21 protein-coding genes are annotated in these 19,508 nt (G+C 63.4%); 16 read left to right on the forward strand and 5 right to left on the reverse strand.

Going from position 1 to position 19,508, the window contains the following annotated elements; all coding sequences use genetic code 11:
- Positions 1-28: 28 nt before the first annotated feature.
- Positions 29-481: a GNAT family N-acetyltransferase gene (locus VIR09_RS02315; RefSeq protein WP_332011414.1), complete on the reverse strand. Its 453-nt coding sequence runs from the start codon at positions 479-481 to the stop codon at positions 29-31.
- 272 nt (positions 482-753) lie between these two features.
- Between VIR09_RS02315 and VIR09_RS02320 the strand changes: the two genes are divergently transcribed.
- On the forward strand, positions 754-1,002 hold the full coding sequence (locus VIR09_RS02320; RefSeq protein WP_332011416.1) for a hypothetical protein: 249 nt from the start codon (positions 754-756) through the stop codon (positions 1,000-1,002).
- Positions 1,003-1,026: 24 nt separating this feature from the next.
- Here VIR09_RS02320 and VIR09_RS02325 read toward each other — a convergent pair whose 3' ends face one another.
- Positions 1,027-1,542: a hypothetical protein gene (locus VIR09_RS02325; protein WP_332011418.1), complete on the reverse strand. Its 516-nt coding sequence runs from the start codon at positions 1,540-1,542 to the stop codon at positions 1,027-1,029.
- 84 nt (positions 1,543-1,626) lie between these two features.
- Here VIR09_RS02325 and VIR09_RS02330 point away from each other — a divergent pair, with 84 nt between their 5' ends.
- Positions 1,627-1,983 carry a winged helix-turn-helix domain-containing protein gene (locus tag VIR09_RS02330; protein WP_332011420.1) on the forward strand — a complete coding sequence of 119 codons (357 nt, stop codon included), beginning with the start codon at positions 1,627-1,629 and terminating at the stop codon, positions 1,981-1,983.
- A gap of 45 nt (positions 1,984-2,028) precedes the next feature.
- Here the strand turns inward: VIR09_RS02330 and mnmE are convergent, their stop codons facing one another.
- The gene (mnmE, locus tag VIR09_RS02335; RefSeq protein ID WP_332011421.1) at positions 2,029-3,381 is read right to left on the reverse strand and encodes a tRNA uridine-5-carboxymethylaminomethyl(34) synthesis GTPase MnmE; all 1,353 of its coding nucleotides are present in this window, start codon (positions 3,379-3,381) and stop codon (positions 2,029-2,031) included.
- Positions 3,382-3,496: 115 nt separating this feature from the next.
- On the opposite strand from mnmE, the gene VIR09_RS02340 reads away from it, so the two are divergent.
- From VIR09_RS02340 to VIR09_RS02405, 14 genes are all read left to right on the forward strand, one after another.
- Positions 3,497-5,083: an ABC transporter substrate-binding protein gene (locus VIR09_RS02340; protein WP_332011422.1), complete on the forward strand. Its 1,587-nt coding sequence runs from the start codon at positions 3,497-3,499 to the stop codon at positions 5,081-5,083.
- 7 nt (positions 5,084-5,090) lie between these two features.
- A complete protein-coding gene (locus tag VIR09_RS02345) occupies positions 5,091-6,065 on the forward strand; it encodes an ABC transporter permease (protein WP_013397067.1) in 975 nt (324 codons plus the stop codon).
- Positions 6,062-6,982 carry an ABC transporter permease gene (locus tag VIR09_RS02350; protein ID WP_332011423.1) on the forward strand — a complete coding sequence of 307 codons (921 nt, stop codon included), beginning with the start codon at positions 6,062-6,064 and terminating at the stop codon, positions 6,980-6,982. Before VIR09_RS02345 ends, VIR09_RS02350 begins: the two co-directional genes overlap by 4 nt.
- Positions 6,983-6,993: 11 nt before the next feature.
- A complete protein-coding gene (locus tag VIR09_RS02355) occupies positions 6,994-8,001 on the forward strand; it encodes an ABC transporter ATP-binding protein (protein ID WP_332011424.1) in 1,008 nt (335 codons plus the stop codon).
- Positions 7,998-9,014 carry an oligopeptide/dipeptide ABC transporter ATP-binding protein gene (locus VIR09_RS02360; protein ID WP_332011425.1) on the forward strand — a complete coding sequence of 339 codons (1,017 nt, stop codon included), beginning with the start codon at positions 7,998-8,000 and terminating at the stop codon, positions 9,012-9,014. Before VIR09_RS02355 ends, VIR09_RS02360 begins: the two co-directional genes overlap by 4 nt.
- Before the next feature lie 42 nt (positions 9,015-9,056).
- Positions 9,057-10,256 carry a M20 aminoacylase family protein gene (locus VIR09_RS02365; protein ID WP_332011426.1) on the forward strand — a complete coding sequence of 400 codons (1,200 nt, stop codon included), beginning with the start codon at positions 9,057-9,059 and terminating at the stop codon, positions 10,254-10,256.
- A 356-nt stretch (positions 10,257-10,612) separates the two neighbouring features.
- Positions 10,613-11,008, forward strand: a complete 396-nt coding sequence (locus VIR09_RS02370) for a RidA family protein (protein ID WP_332011427.1) — start codon at positions 10,613-10,615, stop codon at positions 11,006-11,008.
- Between the two features lie 4 nt (positions 11,009-11,012).
- Positions 11,013-11,864 (forward strand): fumarylacetoacetate hydrolase family protein, encoded by an 852-nt coding sequence (locus VIR09_RS02375; protein WP_332011428.1) that lies wholly within the window; start codon positions 11,013-11,015, stop codon positions 11,862-11,864.
- Positions 11,865-11,909: 45 nt separating this feature from the next.
- Complete coding sequence (locus tag VIR09_RS02380; RefSeq protein WP_332011429.1) at positions 11,910-12,869, forward strand: tripartite tricarboxylate transporter substrate binding protein; 960 nt, start codon at positions 11,910-11,912, stop codon at positions 12,867-12,869.
- Positions 12,870-12,952: 83 nt separating this feature from the next.
- Entirely contained in the window at positions 12,953-13,627 is a 675-nt protein-coding gene (locus VIR09_RS02385) for a GntR family transcriptional regulator (RefSeq protein ID WP_332011430.1), read from the forward strand.
- Between the two features lie 134 nt (positions 13,628-13,761).
- A complete protein-coding gene (locus VIR09_RS02390) occupies positions 13,762-14,667 on the forward strand; it encodes a TauD/TfdA family dioxygenase (protein WP_332011431.1) in 906 nt (301 codons plus the stop codon).
- A gap of 50 nt (positions 14,668-14,717) precedes the next feature.
- A complete protein-coding gene (locus VIR09_RS02395; protein WP_332011432.1) occupies positions 14,718-15,761 on the forward strand; it encodes an ABC transporter substrate-binding protein in 1,044 nt (347 codons plus the stop codon).
- Between the two features lies 1 nt (position 15,762).
- Positions 15,763-16,596, forward strand: coding sequence for an ABC transporter ATP-binding protein (locus VIR09_RS02400; RefSeq protein ID WP_332011433.1), 834 nt, complete (start codon positions 15,763-15,765; stop codon positions 16,594-16,596).
- An 11-nt stretch (positions 16,597-16,607) separates the two neighbouring features.
- On the forward strand, positions 16,608-17,486 hold the full coding sequence (locus VIR09_RS02405; protein ID WP_332011434.1) for an ABC transporter permease: 879 nt from the start codon (positions 16,608-16,610) through the stop codon (positions 17,484-17,486).
- A gap of 81 nt (positions 17,487-17,567) precedes the next feature.
- Here VIR09_RS02405 and VIR09_RS02410 read toward each other — a convergent pair whose 3' ends face one another.
- Positions 17,568-19,016, reverse strand: a complete 1,449-nt coding sequence (locus VIR09_RS02410; protein WP_332011435.1) for a catalase — start codon at positions 19,014-19,016, stop codon at positions 17,568-17,570.
- Between the two features lie 257 nt (positions 19,017-19,273).
- Positions 19,274-19,508, reverse strand: a 235-nt coding sequence (locus VIR09_RS02415) for a YidC/Oxa1 family membrane protein insertase (protein WP_332011436.1), incomplete at its 5' end; no start/stop codon positions are given.

Raw genomic sequence — 19,508 nt, forward strand, 5'->3', positions numbered from 1 at the left:
CGTATTTAATATGAAGGATAAAAAGCCCTTAAACAAGGGCCTTTTTCATGAAGACGCGTTTCAATCCTATCTCTTCGGCGCGATGGGTTTCCACATACCCATGTCGCGTGTAGATAGCGATGTTCTCGATCATTTTCTCTTGTGTGTAAAGACGAATGTAGTCATAGCCCATCCGGCGCGCCGCGTCTTCGGCGAACTGCATCAGGTCGCGGCCATAGCCTTTGCCTTGTGCTTGCGGCGCTACCGCGATGTTATCCAGCAGCAGGCAATCGTCTTCGCGAATCAGGACCAGGACGCCGTGCACAGCATCCTGTGCCTGCAGCACATGGACCATGCCCTGCGCGACGCGGGCGGGATAGTCATCCCGCATCGGCCCGGGTATCGCCCCGATGCGGGCGACATAGTGTCCGTAGGCTTGCGCGACGATCCGCTCGATGTCGGGTAGGTCTTCGGAGGTGGCGAGGCGTATGTCGGGGCGCATGCGGAATCCAGGATAGTGCGATGCCAGGCGTGGGCAGGGCTTCCGGGAATATAGGCCGTCCGGACGCTTCAGGATTGTTTTGCCAATTAGTTATAAAATTTATAACTAATAATTCGCGTGTATACCCCGAAGATAGTGTGGGATCCCCGAAGAAAGTAGAGGAGTGATCCTGCAAAGGAGCGTCAATGGCACCTAATAGGTCTTCCCCGGCCGATGGTGCGCCCGACAACTTGTGGAACGAGTATGCAAGGTTCCACGAAGCTTGCTCAGGCGTGCTGGACCGGATCGAGCAGCATAGGGATGGCGGCATCGCCTTGTCGGAGAGCGAGTTGTTGGAGTTGAGAACCATGGTGCTCAACCTCAACGCGTTCGGCCGGGTGTTGCATGGCAAAAGAGCACGGGAAATGCGTCAGTTGGCCGAGCGCGCCGAATGCGTGTTGTGCAAGGCCGAAGTGTTGCCTGGCGCCCAGATCAATGAAGAGAGCGAGTCCGAGGATAACCCTGCCGCGGTGACGGGCTGAGCCCGCGCGCAGGACCTTGCATTGTCATGTGGGCCGCCGGCGCAGGAGCGAGCGCCCCATGGCCCCGATCATCTTGAGCGTGTACAACACGAACAAGGATCCCGTGATGTCTCCGGTCAGCATCGCGATGAAGCCGTCCGCGAGCGCCGCCCGTTCTCCCTGCAGAAAGAACCAGAGATGGTGAATCGCCGTGTTCATCAACGCATACGCAACGGCGCAGACCAGCAGGTGCCAGGCAGTGAGATTGCCCAGGTCTGGCTGCAGCCGCAACGCCGACCTGGCCCAGCGGTAAGCCAGATAGGGAGCGGCGGCGGCCATGATGCCGCCCGCCGCCGAGCGGAGGACGTCGTCGGGAAAATAATAGAAAAAGCAGGCCATCCAGGATCCTGCCAACAGGCCCAGGGCTGCCGGCAGGCCAAACAGCAGCGTGCATATCAGGCGCACGCCCGCAGGCAGATAGATCCAATTGATGCCGCGCACGAACTCAAGGTTGGTGAAAACCCATTCATTGACTGCCAGATTGCCCAGAAACAGCGCCATCGTCACCAGAGCCCATTTACCCTGATCTAGAATGTTCTCCATACCTCGAATTCCGCCGCTTATCGGTCGCTGCGTCCATTATCCATGAAAGAAAAAAAGAGACCTGCCGATATTTACCTGCGTTTCCTGCGCCTGGCTGATGCGCTGCGCGGCCTGCCTTCGTTGCCGTCGCTCGATCCCACGGAAGAACGCATACTCACGCTGATCGCGCGCGCATCGCAGGAAGAACGCCGCTTGTCCGTGCGCGACGTGATGGCGGTGGATAGCATAGGTTCGCCCGCGACCTTGCATGCGCGTTTGAAATCCATGCGTGAGAAAGGCTGGGTGCTGCTCGTCGATACCGAGGATGCGCGTCGCAAGCAGGTTGAATTGAGCCAGGCCGCGCTGTCGCATTTCGACCGCTTGTCTGAATGCCTGGTGGAAGCGACTCGCAAGCACTGAATGTCAGGGCTGCGTCTGCCGCCCTGCAACGCGCCGTAGCGCGGCCTATTTGCCGATGCAGAAGCTCGAAAAGATCTCGCCCAGCAGATCGTCGCTGGTGAATTTTCCCGTGATGCTGGACAGGCTGTCATGCGCCAGCCGCAGTTCTTCCGCAAACAGGTCCAGCACCCTGTCATCCTGCTCTGCGTGCGCGCCGGCCAACTCCAGATGCTCCGCCGCGTCCTGCAGCGCGTGCAGATGCCGCTCGCGCGCCAGCCACGGAGATTCGCCCCCGGGATTCCAGCCGGCAATGCGCAGCAACTCCGCGCGCAACGCGTCCAGACCCGCGCCCCGCTTGGCCGAGATGCCAAGTTCCTGAGGGCCGGCCGAAAAGGGTGCGGACAGCAGGTCCACCTTGTTGAAAACCTTGAGGACGGGCGTGCGCGGCGGCAGGCGCGCGGTGATCTGGGCGTCCAGCTCGTCGCCGGGCTGCGTGGCATCCTGCAAATGCAGGATGACGTCGGCGCGCTCGATCTCCTGCCAGGTGCGCGCAATGCCTATGCTCTCCACTGTGTCCTCGGTTTCCCTGAGACCGGCCGTGTCGACAATGTGCAGCGGCACGCCATCGATGTGGATCTCCTGCACCACCTTGTCGCGGGTCGTGCCCGCGATTGGGGTGACGATGGCGATGTCATCGCCCGCCAGCGCGTTGAGCAGGCTGGACTTGCCCACGTTGGGTTGGCCGGCCAGCACCACATGCAGGCCTTCGCGCAGGATCACGCCCTGGCGCGCCTGCGCGATGAGTTTGGTAAGGTCGTCAGTCAGGGCTTCCAGGGTCGGGCGGGCCTGGTACTTCTCCAGGAAGTCGATTTCTTCTTCGGGGAAATCCAGGGTTGCCTCGACCAGCATGCGCAAATGGATGATGCGGTCCGACAGGTCGTTCACGCGGGCGGAAAAGTCGCCGGATAGCGACGCCATGGCGCCGCGCGCGGCGGCCACCGACGAGGCCTCGATCAAATCGGCTACGGCTTCGGCCTGAGCCAGGTCCATGCGGTCGTTGAGGAAGGCGCGGCGCGTGAATTCGCCGGGTTCGGCCAGCCGGATACCCAGATCGCGGCCGGCGGTCAGGCAGCTATCCAGCACGCGGCGCAATACGGCGGGGCCGCCATGCCCTTGCAGTTCGAGCACGTCTTCGCCGGTATAGGAATGCGGCGCGCGGAAGTAGATGGCGATGCCTTCGTCCAGCAATTCACCGGCGTCGGATTTGAACGGCAGGTAGTGCGCATGGCGCGGCGTGAGGTCGCGCTGGAACAGACGGCGCATGAGTTCGGACAAGTCCGCGCCGGAGATGCGAACGACGCCGATACCGCCTCTTCCGGGGGCGGTTGCGATGGCGGCGATGGGGGCGTAGGCGGACATATTTCGGGCAAGGCGAGGCGAGAACAATAAGGGAATATAACTGTTGCGCCGTCCCTTGTTTGCTGGTTAATGTGGCCCGGAGGTTCAAAACCCGAAACAATCCAGGGAGATCACAATGGCATCTCGGTTTTCGCGTGTCTTGGCCTGCGGCTCAGCCGCGGTGATATTGGCCTTCGGCACATTCAGTTCGGCTATGGCCCGCGATCTGGTGATCGCCCTGAAGACCGAGCCGTCCTCGATGGATCCGCAGTATCACGCGCTCACGCCCAATACGCAGATCTCCCAGACCATTTTCGATACCTTGGTTGCCACCGACGCGCAGCTCAAGCCGCAGCCCGCGCTGGCCGAGTCCTGGACCGTGGACGGCAAGGTGTGGACCTTCAAGCTGCGCCCCAATGTGAAGTTCTCTGACGGCACGCCGTTCACCGCGGAAGACGTAGTCTTTACATATGCGCGCGTGCCCAAGGTGCCCAACAGCCCTTCGCCGTTCACGCTGTACCTGGGTTCGGTCGAGAAGACCGAGGCAGTCGATCCCAGCACGGTGCGCATCACGACCAAGGATGTGGCGCCGAACTTGCTGGTCAATCTGGCGCAGTTGCCCATCATGTCCAAGAAGGCGGCGTCCGGCCCCGCTGCGGAAGGCAAGACGACCACCGAACTCAATAGCGGCGACGGCTTGATCGGCACCGGTCCCTACAAGTTTGTGTCGTGGAAGCGCGGCGCCGAATTCGTGCTGGCGCGCAACGACAATTATTGGGGCAAGAAGCCCGAATGGGATCGCGTGGTCTACCGTCCCATCAGCAACGCGGCGGCGCGCGTGGCCGCCCTGCTTGCCGGCGACGTCGACATGATCGAGGATCCCCCGACCGATGACCTGCCCAAGCTGAAGGGCGACAAGAAGCTGTATGTGGAGGAAACGCCGTCGGTGCGCGTCGTGTACCTGGCGCTGGATCAGTTCGCCGAACCTTCGCCCGGCGTGCAAGGCACCGACAAGAACCCCATGAAGGACAAGCGCGTGCGCGAGGCGCTGTCGCTGGCGATCAACCGCGATGCGCTGGTCGAGCGTGTGATGGGCGGCGTGGCGTTGCCCGCGGGCAATCTGCTGCCCTACCCCATGTTCGGTTCCAGCAAGGAGCATTCCAAGGCGCCCAAGGCCGACGTGGAAAAGGCCAAGGCGCTGCTGAAGGAAGCGGGCTATCCCAATGGCTTCTCCATCACGCTGGGTTCGCCGTCGGGACGCTATGTCAACGACTCGAAGGTGGCGCAGGCGATCGCCTCGATGTGGACCCGCATTGGCGTGAAGACCAGCGTGGATGCGATGGCGCCCCCGGTGTTCTTCAAGAACCGCGACAGCTATGCGTTCTCGGCCTATCTCGCGGGCTGGTCCGTGACCAGCGGCGAGATGTCCAACGCGCTGACGTCGCTGCTGGTGACGCGCAACCCGGAAGCGGGCCTGGGCACCACCAACCGCAGCCGCTATTCGAATCCCAAGATGGACGCGCTGGTGAAGGAAGCCTCGTCCACCATGGATGACGCCAAGCGTGCGGACCTGTTGTCCAAGGCCAGCAACATCGCCATGGACGATTACGCCATGCTGCCCGTGCATTTTGAACTGTCGGTATGGGCGATGAAGAGCGACATCCGCTATCAGGGCCGTCCCGACCAGGTCACGCTCGCCCAGTTTGCAACGCTGAAAAAGTAAGGCGCTAGTGCTTGCAACAATCGTAAGAAGGCTGCTGCAGACCATCGTCGTCATGCTCGTCATGTCGGCGTTGGTCTTCGCCGGCATCTACATGGTGGGCGATCCGGTGTCGATGCTGGCGAGCCCGGAGGCCACCGAAGCGCAGCGCGCCGCGGTGCGCGCATCGCTGGGCCTGGACCTGCCGCTCTGGCGGCAGTACCTGATCTTCATGGGCCAGGCGGTGCGCGGCGATTTCGGCAATAGCTTCCTGACGGGCGAACCGGCCATGCGGCTGATCCTGGAGCGCATGCCGGCCACCGTGGAACTGGCCTGTGTGGCCATGCTGCTGTCGGTGCTGATAGGCGTGCCGCTGGGCATCCTGGCGGGCCTGAAGCCCAAGGCGGTCGGTTCGCGCGCCATCATGACGGGCTCGGTGCTGGGCTTTTCGCTGCCCAACTTCTGGGTCGGCCTGATGCTCATCATGGTGTTCGCGGTGATCCTGGGTTGGGTGCCGGCAGGCGGGCGCGGCCAGACCGTCAGCATCGGCTCATTGCAGCTTAGCGTGTTGACCTTCGACGGCTGGCTGAGCCTGGCGCTGCCGGCAGCCACGATCGCAATCGCCAAGTGCGCGATGATCATCCGCGTGACGCGGGCGGCCACGCGCGAAGCCTTGCCGATGGACTACATCAAGTTCGCGCGCGCCAAGGGCTTGTCTGAAAAGCGTGTGCTGGGCGTGCATCTGCTCAAGAACATTCTGATCCCGGTGGTGACGGTGGCAGGTCTTGAATTCGGCCAGGTGATGGCGTTTGCGGTCGTGACCGAGACGGTATTTTCCTGGCCGGGCATGGGCAAGCTGCTGATCGATTCCATCATCAATCTGGACCGTCCGGTGGTGGTCGCATACCTGCTCCTGATCGTGTTCTTCCTGGTCATGTTGAATCTGGTGGTGGACATCATCTACACGGTGCTGGACCCCCGCGTACGCTTGGATAGCCGTCGATGAACACACCCGCCACCGCCGCCGCGCCGCCGGTTCAGGCCAAGGAGCAAACACCCTGGCGCCGCTTCCTGTCGGACTTCTTCGCCAGCAAGCTGGCCACGCTGGGCCTCGTCATGCTGGTCCTGATCGTGGGCGCGGCGCTGCTTGCGCCGTGGATCGCGCCGCAGAATCCTTATGACCTGGCGACGCTGGACATCATGGATTCCAAGCTCAAGCCAGGCAGTGAAAGCGGCGATGGCAGCATGCGCTATTGGTTGGGCACCGATGGCCTGGCGCGCGACCTGTTCTCGGCGATTCTGTACGGCATGCGCACCAGCCTGCTGGTGGCCAGCGTGTCGGTGCTCGCGGCGTTCGGCATCGGCGCCACGGTGGGCCTGGTGGCGGCCTATTTTGGCGGCCGCATCGACGCCTTGCTGATGCGGGTTGTGGATATCCAGTTGTCGTTTCCGGCCATCCTGGTTGCGCTGATGTTGCTGGCGATCCTGGGCAAGGGTGTGGATAAGGTGATCATCGCGCTTATTGTGGTGCAGTGGGCGTACTTCGCGCGCGCCGCGCGCGGCGCAGCGCTGGTCGAGCGCGGCAAGGAATACGTGGAGGCGGCGCGCTGCATGTCGCTGTCCTGGGGGCGGGTGCTGTTCCGCCACGTGCTGCCGAACTGTATGCCGCCCTTGATCGTGATCGCCACCATCGATCTGGCGCACGCCATCGCGCTCGAAGCCACACTGTCGTTCCTGGGCGTGGGCGTGCCGGTGACGGAGCCTTCGCTGGGCATGCTGATCTACAACGGCTTCGAGTACCTTCTGTCCGGCCAGTATTGGATTTCTTTTTTCCCGGGCATTGCGCTGGCGCTGGCTATCGTCGCCATCAACCTGGTGGGCGATCACTTGCGCGATGTGCTCAACCCGCGCCACGCGAATTGAGGGCGGGTGCAATGCAGACTCCTGTGGAAAAGTCCTTGCCGGCGCCCAGGCCCATTCTTGAGGTGCATGGCCTGAAGACGCACTTCTTCACGCGCAACGGCGTGGTGAAGGCGGTGGATGGCGTGGACCTGGCGCTGGCTGAAGGCGAGATCCTGGGACTGGTGGGCGAATCGGGATCGGGCAAGAGCATCACCGGCTTTTCGCTGATGGGGCTGCTGGATGAACCGGGCCGCATCGTCGACGGCACTTTGCGGTTCAACGGCGAAGACCTGCGCAGCGCAACGCCCGCGCGCTGGCGTGCGATCAGGGGCCAGGAGATCGCGATGATCTTCCAGGATCCCATGATGACCCTGAACCCGGTGCTGCGCGTCGATACGCAGATGATCGAGGCGGTGCAGGCGCATGGCAAGGTATCGCGCGAGCAGGCGCGCCAGCGCGCCCTGCAGACGCTGGCCATGGTGGGCATTCCCTCACCCGAGCAACGGCTGCGCACCTATCCGCACCAGTTGTCCGGCGGCATGCGGCAGCGCGTGGCGATCGCGATCGCGCTGTTGAATTCACCGCGCATGATCATCGCCGACGAGCCCACCACCGCGCTGGATGTGACCATACAAGGCCAGATCCTGTTTGAAGTGCAGAAGCTGTGCCGCGAGACCGGCACGGCGCTCATCTGGATCACACATGATCTTGCCGTGGTGGCGGGCCTGGCGGATCGCGTTGCGGTCATGTATGCGGGCCGCGTGGTGGAAACCGGCACCACGCAGGCGGTCATCAGCCATCCCATGCATCCCTATACGCATGGCTTGATCGCTTCCATTCCCACGCCCGAATCCCGCGGCAAGCCGCTGGTCCCGATTCCGGGCATGACGCCGTCGCTGCTCAACCTGCCTCAGGGCTGTGCGTTCCGCGGGCGCTGCCCGCGTGCCACCGATGCCTGTCTGGTCGAACCGCAGCCTGTTGAAGTCCGCCCGGCGCAATGGGTGCGTTGCTGGCATGCCGGAGAACCAGACATCAAATGAGCGCAGCAGAACGCGATTCCGCGGTTCCCATCCTGTCGCTGCGCGAGGTTGAGCTGCGCTTTGTACAACCCGTGGACCTGGCAGGCCGCATCGCCAACCTGTTGGGCGCTGGCTTGAAGACGCAGGTCGTGCATGCGGTGGCTGGTGTCGACCTGGATGTGCGGCAGGGCGAAGTGATAGGTATCGTCGGCGAATCGGGCTGTGGCAAATCCACGCTGGGCCGCATCGTGTCAGGCATCCTGCCGCCGACCTCGGGCGAAGTCAGCTACAAGGGCCGCGCGGTGAAGACAATGTCAGGCCCCGAGCGGCGCGCTTATGAACTGGGCGTGCAGATGATCTTCCAGGATCCGTACGCCTCGTTGAACCCGCGCATGCGGGTGCGCGAGATCATCGGCGAAGCGCCCGTGGCGCATCGCCTGATCCGCGCGCGGGACAAGGCCGAATACGTGGCCGGGCTGATGCGCCAGGTGGGGCTGGATCCAGCTTTTGCACAGCGTTATCCCCATCAGTTCTCCGGCGGCCAGAGGCAGCGCGTAGGAATTGCGCGGGCCTTGGCGCTCAAGCCTTCGGTCATCGTTTGCGACGAGGCGGTCGCGGCGCTGGACGTATCGATCCAGGCCCAGGTGCTTAATCTGTTCGAACAGTTGCGCGCGGACCTGGACCTGACCTATCTTTTCATCAGCCACAACCTCAGCGTGGTCAGTCACATATCGGACCGCGTGGCCATCATGTACCTGGGCCGCGTGGTGGAGCTGGCGCGGACCGACACGGTTTTCCAGCGCGCCAACCATCCGTACACGCAGGCCTTGCTGAAGGAACTGCCGACCTTGCAGCCGGGGCGGCGCAGTTACCAGCCCATCAAGGGTGAACTGCCGTCGCCGCTGGATCCGCCGGCGGGCTGCGCGTTCCACCCCCGCTGCCCGCATGCCATGCCGCGCTGCAAGGCGGAGCGGCCGCTGTTGCGGGAAGTTGCGCCGGGGCAGTTCAGTGCCTGCCATCTGAACGATGCGTGAAGCCAAATACGTGAACCCAACTCTTACGCTTTATCCACAGCCATGAAAACCATAGACGAAATCGAACGCGCCCACGGCGACCTCACTGCCTTGCGCCGCGATATCCACGCCCATCCTGAACTCGCCTTCCAGGAAACGCGCACGTCCGCGCTGGTGGCGGAGCGTTTGCGCGGCTGGGGCCTGGAAGTCCACACCGGGCTGGGGAAAACCGGTGTGGTGGGCGTATTGCGCGGCGGCAGCGGCAAGAAAACCATAGGCCTGCGCGCCGACATGGATGCGCTGCCCATGCCGGAGCACAACCGCTTTGCCCACAAGTCAACAGTCAGCGGACGCATGCACGGCTGTGGCCATGACGGGCACACGACGATGTTGCTGGGGGCGGCGCAGTACCTGTCCACACATCGCGATTTTGACGGCACGGTGGTGTTCATATTCCAGCCGGCCGAGGAAGGCGGCAACGCCGGCGCGCGCGCCATGATGCAGGACGGCCTGTTCGAGAAATTCCCCTGCGACGCGGTATTCGGCATCCACAATATGCCCGGCATGCCGGTCAACCAGTTCGGGTTCCGCGCAGGGCCGACCATGGCCTCCAGCAACCGCTGGGACATCGTCATCAAGGGCGTGGGCGGCCACGCGGCGCAGCCACACGCATCGGTGGATCCCATCATCGTCGCGGCCGACATGGTGCACGCGCTGCAGACGGTCATCTCGCGCAGCAAGAATCCGCTGGACCAGGCCGTGCTGTCGATCACGCAGATCCACGCGGGGGATGCCTATAACGTGATTCCCGGCGAAGCCGTGCTGCGCGGCACCGTGCGCACTTACTCGGTGGAGACCCTGGACAAGATCGAGGCGGACATGCGGCGCATCGCGACCACCCTGCCGCAGGTGTACGGCGGCACGGGCGAACTGGATTTCGTGCGCGCGTATCCCCCGCTGGTCAACTGGGAAAAGGAAACCGCCTTCGCCGCCCAGGTCGCCGAAGACGCGTTCGGCGCTGAAAATGTGCAGCGCGAAATGCCGCCCTTCATGGGCGCGGAGGACTTTTCCTTCTTCCTGGAAGCGGTGCCGGGGACCTATCTGTTCCTGGGCAATGGCGACGGCGACCACCGCATGGAAACCTATCACGGCATGGGTCCGTGCCAGCTGCACAACCCGAATTACGACTTCAACGACGCCCTGCTGCCGGTAGGCGCGACTTATTGGGTGAAACTGGTACAGGCGTTTTTGCCGAAATCCTGATCCACGCAAGTCTTTGATTTAAAAGGCGCAGACCCTCAAGGGCCTGCGCCTTTCTTCATGGCGGGGCCAAGTTGTACACAGGCTATCCACCTGCTATTCACCGCATATCCACCGGGATATCCCCCGGCAATCCACCGCTTTTCCCTAACTTGCCACCAGGCTTATCCCAAGACTTATCCACAGGCTTCGCCGCCCGATACACCGGTGAAATTCTTCTGTTCCCAGTAAATGCGTATGCCCGCAAGCTTGGCTTGGCCTTGACTCATCTGGGCACGCCAGCCTAGCATTGATATAACTGTGAAATATCACTGTTATTTTAATTGGCAGTTCCAACCTTACCTTGAACAGGAAATCCCATGGTCCAGAAAGTCCGCATCACCAGCCCCCACGTCGCCGAAGCCGAACCCGGCCTGTGGTCCAACTGCCTGCGCGTGAAGGATTCGGTTTATCTGTCGGGGCTGACCGCCCGCGCCAACGATGGCACCACGATCCAGGGCGCAAATGCCTATGAGCAGGCCCAGGTCATCTTTGCAAAGATGAAGCATCTGTTGGAGGCCGCAGGCGGGCAGATCGACGATATGGTCACGATGACGATCTTCCTGACCAACATGGCGGACAACCAGCAGGTGTGGAAAGCGCGCCGCGAATTCTTCAGCGGCGATTTTCCCGCCTGCGCACTGGTGCAGGTATCCGCCCTGGCCAAGCCCGAGATCCTGGTGGAAATCCAGGGCCAGGCACGTCTGGCGGACTGACGCCATGAAAATCGTTCGCTATGCCGGCGAATCCGGCCCGGTACTGGGCCGGTTGGACGGCCAGGCCATCACGCCCTTCCTGGGCGTGGCTGACGTACAGGCGCTGTTAGGCAATGTCGTACAGGCCAGCGGCGCGGCGGTGCCGCTGGAGTCGGTGCGTCTGCTCGCGCCCATCGTCCCGCAGCGCAACGTGTTCTGCGTGGGCTGGAACTATCTCAAGCACTACGACGAAAGCAAAGGCAAGCGCGAAGGGCAGGAGGTCGAGCTACCTGAACGCCCCACCTTCTTCAGCAAGCTGCCCACTACCGTCGCCGGACCGCATGACAGCGTGCCGTTGCATGAAGCCTATACGGCCAAGCTGGACTGGGAAGTCGAGCTGGCCGTGGTGATCGGCAAGGAGGGACGCGATATCGCCGAAGCCGATGCCCTCGGCCATGTGTTCGGCTACACGGTAGCCAATGACCTCAGCGCGCGCGATCTGCAGCGCGCCCACGGCGCGCAATGGTTCAAGGGCAAGAGCCTGGACGCGACCTGCCCGATGGGGCCGGTCCTGGTCACCTCGGATGAGATCGGCGATCCGCAGAATCTTGCCCTGGGCTGCGAGGTCAATGGCGCGCGCATGCAGCACGGCCACACCCGCAACCAGATCTTCAGCGTGGCGCGTGTCATCGCCGAGCTGTCACAGGGGCTCACCCTGCTGCCAGGCGATGTCATCCTGACCGGCACGCCCGAGGGGATAGGCGCGGCCCGTCAGCCCCCTGTGTTCCTGGCTGATGGCGACGTGGTGGAGTGTTGGGTGGAAGGCATAGGCTCGTTGCGCAACGTCGTGCGTGCGGGCCTGCGCTACGCGGAATAAGCCGCCAAACGTGCGGCACCGCTGAAAAATCAAGGGGTAAAAATCATGAAGAAAACCGTATTGGCGGCCGCGCTGGCGCTGGCCAGCATGAACGCCGCCGCCGCCGACGCTTTCCCGTCGCAGCCCATGACGCTGATCGTGCCATACACCGCGGGCGGCTCCTCGGACGCGTTGGCGCGCGCGCTCACGAAGGCCATTGCCAAGAACACCGGCGCCAATATCATCGTCGAGAACCGTCCGGGCGGCAGCACTGTAATAGGTGCGCAGACCTTGCTGGGCAAGCCTGCAGACGGCAACACAGTCCTGTTGATCGCGGCGAGCTTCGTCATCAATCCTTATCTGCTGAGCCAGTTGCCTTATGACAGCGTGAAGGACTTCCAGCCCGTCACGCAGCTGGCGTCCAACCCGCATGTGCTGGTGGTCGGACCCAAGGTGCCGGCCGGCGATCTCAAGGCGTTCCTGGCGTGGGCCAAGGAACAGGGCGACAAGGCGACCTTCTCTTCGTTCGGCAATGGCTCATCGGGCCATCTGGGCTTCGAGATGCTGAAAAAACAGGCCGGCCTGGGCATGATGCATGTGCCGTACAAGGGTGCTGCGCCGGCCACCATGGCGGTGCTGAGCGGCGAAGTGGACGCGACCCTGGGGGACGTGGGCGTGGTCGCGCCGCATATCCAGGCGGGCAAGCTGCGCGCCCTGGCGGTGGCTGGAAGCGTCCGCACGCCCGCGCTGCCCGATGTGCCGACCTTCGCCGAGGCCGGCCTGCCGGGTTTCGAATCGCAAACCTGGATGGGGCTGCTGACGCGCAGTGGCGTGCCCGCGGAACGGGTGCAGCGCCTGAACCAGATGTACTCGGAAGCGCTGCAGGATGCCGACGTGCGCCAGATCCTGGCACAGCAGGGCATGGTGGCGGCGGCCTCCACTCCGGACGCGTTTGCGGCTTTCATGAAAGCGGAATCCGCCAAATACGGGCAGGCCGTCAAGGATGGCAACGTGCGCATCGACTGATGAAAGGCTGGCCCGCCCGTACCGGTCGCTATAATCGCAGCGGTCTGCGCCGGTAGCGGCGCGTGGTCAGCAACCATCACCGCATGCCCAAAACCCTTACTCCCAAGCGACTGCAGGAAGACACCGCGCCGGCGGCTTCGCTCGGCGAACAGGCGTATATCGCGATCAAGCGCATGATCCTCACGCAGGAATTGCGCGCGGGGGACCAGATCAACGTCGCGCAACTGAGCGAACAATTGTCGCTCGGCCGCAGCCCCATCCACCTGGCCATACACCGGCTGGATCGCGAAGGGCTGGTGGACATCCTGCCGCGCAAAGGCATCCTGGTCAAAGCGGAAACCATAGACAGCTTCCTGGAGTTGATTGCCGCGCGCCTGCTGGTCGAACCGCATCTGACCGGCCTGGCTGTGGACAATGCCACGCCCGCGCTGCTGGAGCGGCTGCAGGCGCTGGTGGCGGCAGGCTGGGAATGCCATGAACGCCAGGACCGGCTGGGCAGCATGGAGATCGACCGCAGGTTCCACCAGACGCTGTACCAAGCCGCCCGCAATGACATCCTGGCGGAGTTCGCTGGCAGCCTGCTGGACCGTTCCATGCGCCTATGGTTCCGACCGCCCGCGGGCAAGGCCGAAAAGCCCAATGTGGCGGAACTGGAAGATCTGTACAACATGGTCGAGCGTGGCGACAAGAAGGCTGCTGTACGCAAGATGGAGCAGCACATCGGCTCCGTGCGCGGCAAGTTCCTCTCGCGGGAATAAGCTTATAGCCGTCGCCATATGACGCGCAGGCTTGAACAAAGGCCGAATAATTCGTTGGCGTAGGGGTTGCGCGTTTTCATAATGGATCGTTCCTGAGCCGGCTTGGCCGGCGGCATTCGCGCAAGGAGCGATCCATGTCCCAGAGCAACGCGCTGCGCCGGTCCGAGGCGTATGCCGAATCCGCGACGCAAGCCTTTTCGATCCGCCCCCTGGCGGCCGTGACGGGCGCCGAAGTCGTCGGCATCGACCTGTCGCGCGAGCTGGCCCCGGCCGATTTCGCCCAGGTGCATCGCGCGCATCTGGACCATCACCTGCTGGTGTTCCGCAACCAGCGCATCACGCCACAACAGCACATCGATTTCAGCCGCCGCTTTGGCCGCCTGATGGTCCACGTGCTGCATCAGTTCCATCTGCCCGGGCATCCCGAGGTCCTGATCGTTTCCAACATCGTCGAGGACGGCAAGCCGATAGGGTTGGGCGACGCCGGCAAGTATTGGCATTCGGACATCTCGTACAAGGAGCTGCCCAGCCTGGGTTCGCTACTGCACGCGCAGGAGCTGCCTGCGCAAGGGGGCGACACGCTGTTCGCCGATATGCATGTGGCGTACGACACCCTGCCCGCCGCTTTGCGCGACGCGATCGAAGGCAAGCACGCCGTGCATTCCTATCTGGCCAAGTATGGCCAGCTGCAGAAGGAAGGCGCGTGGCGTCCCGACCTCAGCGCGCAGCAGGTGGCGCAGGTGCAGGAAGTGATTCATCCGGTGGTGCGCACCCATCCTGAAACAGGCCGCCGCGCGCTGTTCGTGAGCGAAGGCTTCACCACCCGCATCGAGGGCCTGCCCGAAGACGAGAGCCGCCAGATCCTGGACGAGCTGTACGCCCACAGCATCCGGCCCGAACACATCTACCGCCACCAATGGCAGCCGCATGACCTGGTGTTCTGGGATAACCGTTCCCTGATCCACCTGGCCGGCGGCACGCCGGACCATCTGCGCCGCAAGCTGTACCGCACCACCATCGAAGGCGACGCGCCGTTCTGACGTCCGGACCGCCGCAATTCCGCGCAAAACACTTATCCACAGGGTACGCCATGGGTTTTTCTTCCGCTCTACGTGATCGCTTGGTCCAGGCCGCCACCGGCGCTGGCCTCGCACTGGCACTTGCCGTGCTGGCGCTGGCTTCGCCGACGCCAGCCATGGCGGAAGGCCGCATCCGCATCGCCGAGCAATACGGCATCGTTTATCTGTTGTTGAACGTGGCGCGTGACCAGCAATTGATCGAAAAGCACGGCAAGGCCGACGGTGTGGATATCTCGGTCGAGTGGGCCAAGTTGTCCGGCGGCTCGGCCGTGAACGATGCGCTGCTGTCGGGAGCGGTAGATATCGCGGGGGCGGGCGTGGGACCGCTGCTGACGATCTGGGACCGCACGCGCGGCAAGCAGAACGTGAAGGGCGTGGCTTCGCTGGGCAACTTTCCCTATTACCTGGTCAGCAACAATCCCAACGTGAAGACGATCGCCGACTTCACCGACAAGGATCGCATCGCGGTGCCGGCGGTGGGCGTGTCGGTGCAATCGCGCGTGCTGCAACTGGCGTCGGCCAGGCTGTGGGGCGATGCGCAGTTCAACAAGCTGGACAAGATATCCGTTGCCTTGCCGCATCCGGACGCGGCCGCCGCCATCATCGCGGGCGGCACGGAAATCACCGGGCATTTCGGCAACCCGCCCTTCCAGGAGCAGGAACTCGCCGGGAATCCCAATGCGCGCATCGTGCTCAATTCCTATGACGTGCTGGGCGGACCCAGTTCGTCGACGGTGCTGTTCGCCACCGAGAAGTTCCGCAAGGAAAACCCCAAGACCTACAAGGCGTTCCAGGCCGCGCTGAAGGAAGCGGCGCAGTTTGCCGCCGCCAATCCGGAACAGGCTGCGGACACCTATCTGCGCGTCACCGGGGCCAAGCTGGATCGCGACTTCCTGATCAAGGTGATCAAGAACCCCGACGTGCAATTCAAGCTGGAGCCGCAGAATACCTACGCGCTGGCTGAATTCATGCACAAGGTGGGCGCGATCAAGAATGCCCCGGCAAGTTGGCGCGACTACTTCTTCGACGATGCCATCATCGCGCAAGGCAGCTGAGATGGGACTGAGCGCCGCAGCCCCTGTGGATAACACCGAAAAGGCCGCGCCTTTGCTGGCTGTGGATAAGGTGTCGATCGAATACAAGACACGTGAACGGCGCGTGCGCGCCACGCATCAGGTCAGTTTCGACGTGCATGATGCCGAGCGCTTCATCCTGCTGGGCGCATCCGGTTGCGGCAAGTCCACGCTGCTCAAGGCGATTGCGGGCTTCATCGAGCCGACCGAAGGCCGCATCGCTGTCGATGGCAAGACCGTGCGTGGCCCCGGGCCCGATCGCATCGTGGTGTTCCAGGAATTCGACCAATTGCCGCCGTGGAAGACGCTGCGCCAGAACGTGGCGTTTCCGCTGGTGGCCTCGCGCAAGCTCGGCAGGCGCGAGGCCGACGAGCGCGCCATGCACTACCTGGACAAGGTCGGGCTGTCCGCGTTCGCCGACGCCTATCCGCACACCCTCTCTGGCGGCATGAAGCAGCGCGTGGCCATTGCCCGCGCCCTGGCCATGCAGCCGCGCGTACTGCTGATGGACGAGCCCTTCGCGGCGTTGGACGCCTTGACGCGGCGGCGCATGCAGGAAGAACTGTTGGCATTGTGGGAAGACGTGCGCTTCACGCTGCTGTTCGTCACGCATTCGATCGAAGAGGCATTGGTGCTGGGCAGCCGCGTGCTGCTGCTGTCGCCGCATCCGGGACGCGTGCGCGCGGAACTGAACGCCCATGCTTTCGGGCTGCACAGCCAGGGCTCCGTCGCCTTCCAGTCGGCCTCCAGGCGCATCCACGACCTGCTGTTCGACGTGGCGCCGGCTGAACAGCCCGCCGAACGGGCTGCGGCCTGAAGGAAACACGCATGAGCACTGCCTACGCGGGCGCCGTCCCCGTCCGCCCCGAAGTGGAGTACCAACTGCCGCCCCTGCCGCCGCAAGCGGCCGAAACGCCCCTGCCCTGGCATGAACGCCTGTGGCAGCACGCCAGCCTGCGCAAGCTGGCGATCCTGGCGCTGCTGGCGGGCATCTGGGAGCTGGCGGCGCGCTATACCGATAACGATCTGCTGCTGCCCAGCGCTACGCAGACGGCGGTGGCCTTCGTGCAAGGTATCGCCGGCGGCGAGTTGCTGGCGCGCGCGGGACAATCATTGCGGGTGCTGGCGCAGGGCTATGCAGCCGGCGTGGCGCTGGCATTTGTCCTGACCACGCTGGCGGTGTCGACGCGCTTCGGGCGCGATTTGCTGTCCACCCTGACCGCCATGTTCAACCCCCTGCCCGCCATCGCGCTATTGCCGCTGGCGCTGCTGTGGTTCGGCCTGGGCGAAGGCAGCCTGGTGTTCGTGCTGATCCATTCGGTGCTGTGGGCGCTGGCGCTGAATACCTATGCGGGCTTTCTGGGGGTGTCGGAGACCCTGCGCATGGCGGGCCGCAATTACGGCCTGAGCGGCCTGCGCTATGTGTTGCAGATCCTGGTGCCCGCCGCCTTGCCGGCCATCCTGGCGGGACTGAGGATAGGCTGGGCGTTTGCGTGGCGCACGCTGATCGCGGCGGAACTGGTGTTCGGCGCTTCCAGCGGCAAGGGCGGTCTGGGCTGGTACATCTTCCAGAACCGCAACGAGTTATACACAGATCGCGTGTTCGCGGGGCTGGCGGCGGTGGTGATCATCGGCCTGCTTGTGGAAAACCTGGTGTTCGATATCGTGGAGCGTTTGACTGTCCGGCGTTGGGGCATGCAGCGCTGATTGCCCGACGCGCAGAGCGAGATTGCGAGCACAAAAAAAGGCGGCCCGGATGGGCCGCCTTATGCATGGGCGCGTCGCGGATTACAGCTTCAGTCCCAGCGCCTTGGCCACGCCGGCGGCGTACGCCGGATCGGCTTTGCGGAAGTGTTCCAGCTGGCGGCGCTGGATTTCTTCCGGCACGCCGGCCATGTGGCGGCCGATGTTGCCGAACAGCAGCTCTTGCTGCGCAGGCGTCATCAGGCGGAACAAGGCGCCCGGCTGCGAGTAATAGTCATCGTCCACGCGATGGTTCCAGCGCGCCGCGGCCTGGCCGTCCAGCGCCAGGGGCGGCTCGCCCGCCGACGGGGTTTCCTTCCACTCGCCCGCGCTGTTGGGCTCGTAGTTCAGCGTCGCCCCGGCGTTGCCGTCGACGCGGCCCGCGCCGTCGCGGTGAAAGCTATGGAACGGGCAGCGCGGCGCGTTCACCGGGATCTGGTGGTGGTTGATGCCCAGACGGTAGCGGTGCGTGTCGCCATACGAGAACAGGCGGCCCTGCAGCATCTTGTCCGCCGAAAAACCGATGCCCGGGACCACGTTGGCCGGCGTAAAGGCGGCTTGTTCCACTTCGGCGAAGTAGTTCTCGGGGTTCTTGTTCAGTTCCAGCACGCCGACTTCGATCAGCGGATAGTCGCCGTGCGGCCAGACCTTGGTGAGATCGAAGGGATTGATGTGGTAAGTCGCCGCTTCGGCCTCGGGCATGATCTGCACCTTCAGCGTCCACTTCGGGAAATTGCCCTGCTCGATGTTCTGGAACAGGTCGCGCTGCGAGCTTTCGCGGTCATGGGCGACCACTTGCGCAGCTTCCTCGTCGCTCAGACAGGCGATGCCCTGCTGCGACTTGAAGTGGAACTTCACGTAGAAGCGCTCGCCGTTCTTGTTGATGAAGCTGAACGTATGCGAACCAAAACCGTGCTGCTGGCGCAGGTTGGCGGGAATGCCGCGGTCGCTCATCAGGGTCGTGACCTGGTGCAGCGATTCGGGATTGAGCGACCAGAAGTCCCAGGCGGCGGTGGCGTTGCGCAGGTTGGTCTTGGGGTCGCGCTTCTGGGTGTGGATGAAGTCGGGGAATTTCAGCGGGTCGCGGATGAAGAAGACCGGCGTGTTGTTGCCCACCAGATCCCAGTTGCCTTCCTCGGTGTAGAACTTGATGGCGAAGCCGCGCACATCGCGCTCCGCGTCCGCCGCGCCGCGTTCGCCGGCCACGGTAGAGAAGCGCAGGAACAGCGGAGTCTGCTTGCCGACCTGGGAAAAAATGTTGGCGCGGGTATAGCGCGAAATGTCGTGGGTGACGGTGAAAGTGCCGTAGGCGCCCGAGCCCTTGGCGTGCACCACGCGTTCGGGGATGCGCTCGCGGTCGAAATGAGCGAGCTTTTCAATCAGCCAGAAGTCCTCCAACAGCGCTGGCCCGCGCGGGCCGGCGGTCAGCGTGTTGTTGTTGTCGGCCACCGGCGCGCCTGCGGCGGTGGTCAGATGCGTCTTCTTGTCGGTCATAGCACACTCCCTATGAAATGCTGGAATGCGGGGGGCCGCTGTGGGCCCCGCGCCGTGTCTGGGATAACCCCGGCATTGCCGGCCTGGGGCTATCTCCGACACATCATAGGGGTCTTGCCTTACAGTGTGAAGTTGATTGATCTATAAGACTTGATAAAGAATAACTATCAAGAAAATCGCGAATCGGCATGGCGCATGCCGCGAAGACGAAAAAAAACCGGTCCGCATGGGACCGGTTTCCTGTGCAAGTGCGGATATCAGCGGTTGGCTGCGGCTTCCGTCTTGCGCTGCATGGCGCGGGTGATGGACCACTGTTGTGCGATCGACAAGGTGTTGTTGACGCACCAGTAGAGCACCAGGCCGGCCGGGAAGAAGAACATCATCCCGCCGAACACCAGCGGCATGATCATCATGACCTTGGCCTGGATGGGGTCCGGAGGCGTCGGGTTCAGTTTGATCTGCAGGAACATGGTGGCCATCATGATGGCGGGC

The organism is Achromobacter sp., assembly GCF_036567245.1.
Classification (GTDB): Bacteria; Pseudomonadota; Gammaproteobacteria; order Burkholderiales; family Burkholderiaceae_B; genus Achromobacter.

Excerpts from the sequence above, each read along its gene's own strand:
- VIR09_RS02315 (WP_332011414.1), bottom strand. The coding sequence starts at position 481 with ATGCGCCCCGACATACGCCTCGCCACCTCCGAAGACCTACCCGACATC.
- VIR09_RS02325 (WP_332011418.1), bottom strand. The coding sequence starts at position 1,542 with ATGGCGCTGTTTCTGGGCAATCTGGCAGTCAATGAATGGGTTTTCACC.
- VIR09_RS02330 (WP_332011420.1), top strand. The coding sequence starts at position 1,627 with ATGAAAGAAAAAAAGAGACCTGCCGATATTTACCTGCGTTTCCTGCGC.
- mnmE (WP_332011421.1), bottom strand. The coding sequence starts at position 3,381 with ATGTCCGCCTACGCCCCCATCGCCGCCATCGCAACCGCCCCCGGAAGA.
- VIR09_RS02340 (WP_332011422.1), top strand. The coding sequence starts at position 3,497 with ATGGCATCTCGGTTTTCGCGTGTCTTGGCCTGCGGCTCAGCCGCGGTG.
- VIR09_RS02350 (WP_332011423.1), top strand. The coding sequence starts at position 6,062 with ATGAACACACCCGCCACCGCCGCCGCGCCGCCGGTTCAGGCCAAGGAG.
- VIR09_RS02355 (WP_332011424.1), top strand. The coding sequence starts at position 6,994 with ATGCAGACTCCTGTGGAAAAGTCCTTGCCGGCGCCCAGGCCCATTCTT.
- VIR09_RS02360 (WP_332011425.1), top strand. The coding sequence starts at position 7,998 with ATGAGCGCAGCAGAACGCGATTCCGCGGTTCCCATCCTGTCGCTGCGC.
- VIR09_RS02365 (WP_332011426.1), top strand. The coding sequence starts at position 9,057 with ATGAAAACCATAGACGAAATCGAACGCGCCCACGGCGACCTCACTGCC.
- VIR09_RS02370 (WP_332011427.1), top strand. The coding sequence starts at position 10,613 with ATGGTCCAGAAAGTCCGCATCACCAGCCCCCACGTCGCCGAAGCCGAA.
- VIR09_RS02375 (WP_332011428.1), top strand. The coding sequence starts at position 11,013 with ATGAAAATCGTTCGCTATGCCGGCGAATCCGGCCCGGTACTGGGCCGG.
- VIR09_RS02380 (WP_332011429.1), top strand. The coding sequence starts at position 11,910 with ATGAAGAAAACCGTATTGGCGGCCGCGCTGGCGCTGGCCAGCATGAAC.
- VIR09_RS02385 (WP_332011430.1), top strand. The coding sequence starts at position 12,953 with ATGCCCAAAACCCTTACTCCCAAGCGACTGCAGGAAGACACCGCGCCG.
- VIR09_RS02390 (WP_332011431.1), top strand. The coding sequence starts at position 13,762 with ATGTCCCAGAGCAACGCGCTGCGCCGGTCCGAGGCGTATGCCGAATCC.
- VIR09_RS02395 (WP_332011432.1), top strand. The coding sequence starts at position 14,718 with ATGGGTTTTTCTTCCGCTCTACGTGATCGCTTGGTCCAGGCCGCCACC.
- VIR09_RS02400 (WP_332011433.1), top strand. The coding sequence starts at position 15,763 with ATGGGACTGAGCGCCGCAGCCCCTGTGGATAACACCGAAAAGGCCGCG.
- VIR09_RS02405 (WP_332011434.1), top strand. The coding sequence starts at position 16,608 with ATGAGCACTGCCTACGCGGGCGCCGTCCCCGTCCGCCCCGAAGTGGAG.
- VIR09_RS02410 (WP_332011435.1), bottom strand. The coding sequence starts at position 19,016 with ATGACCGACAAGAAGACGCATCTGACCACCGCCGCAGGCGCGCCGGTG.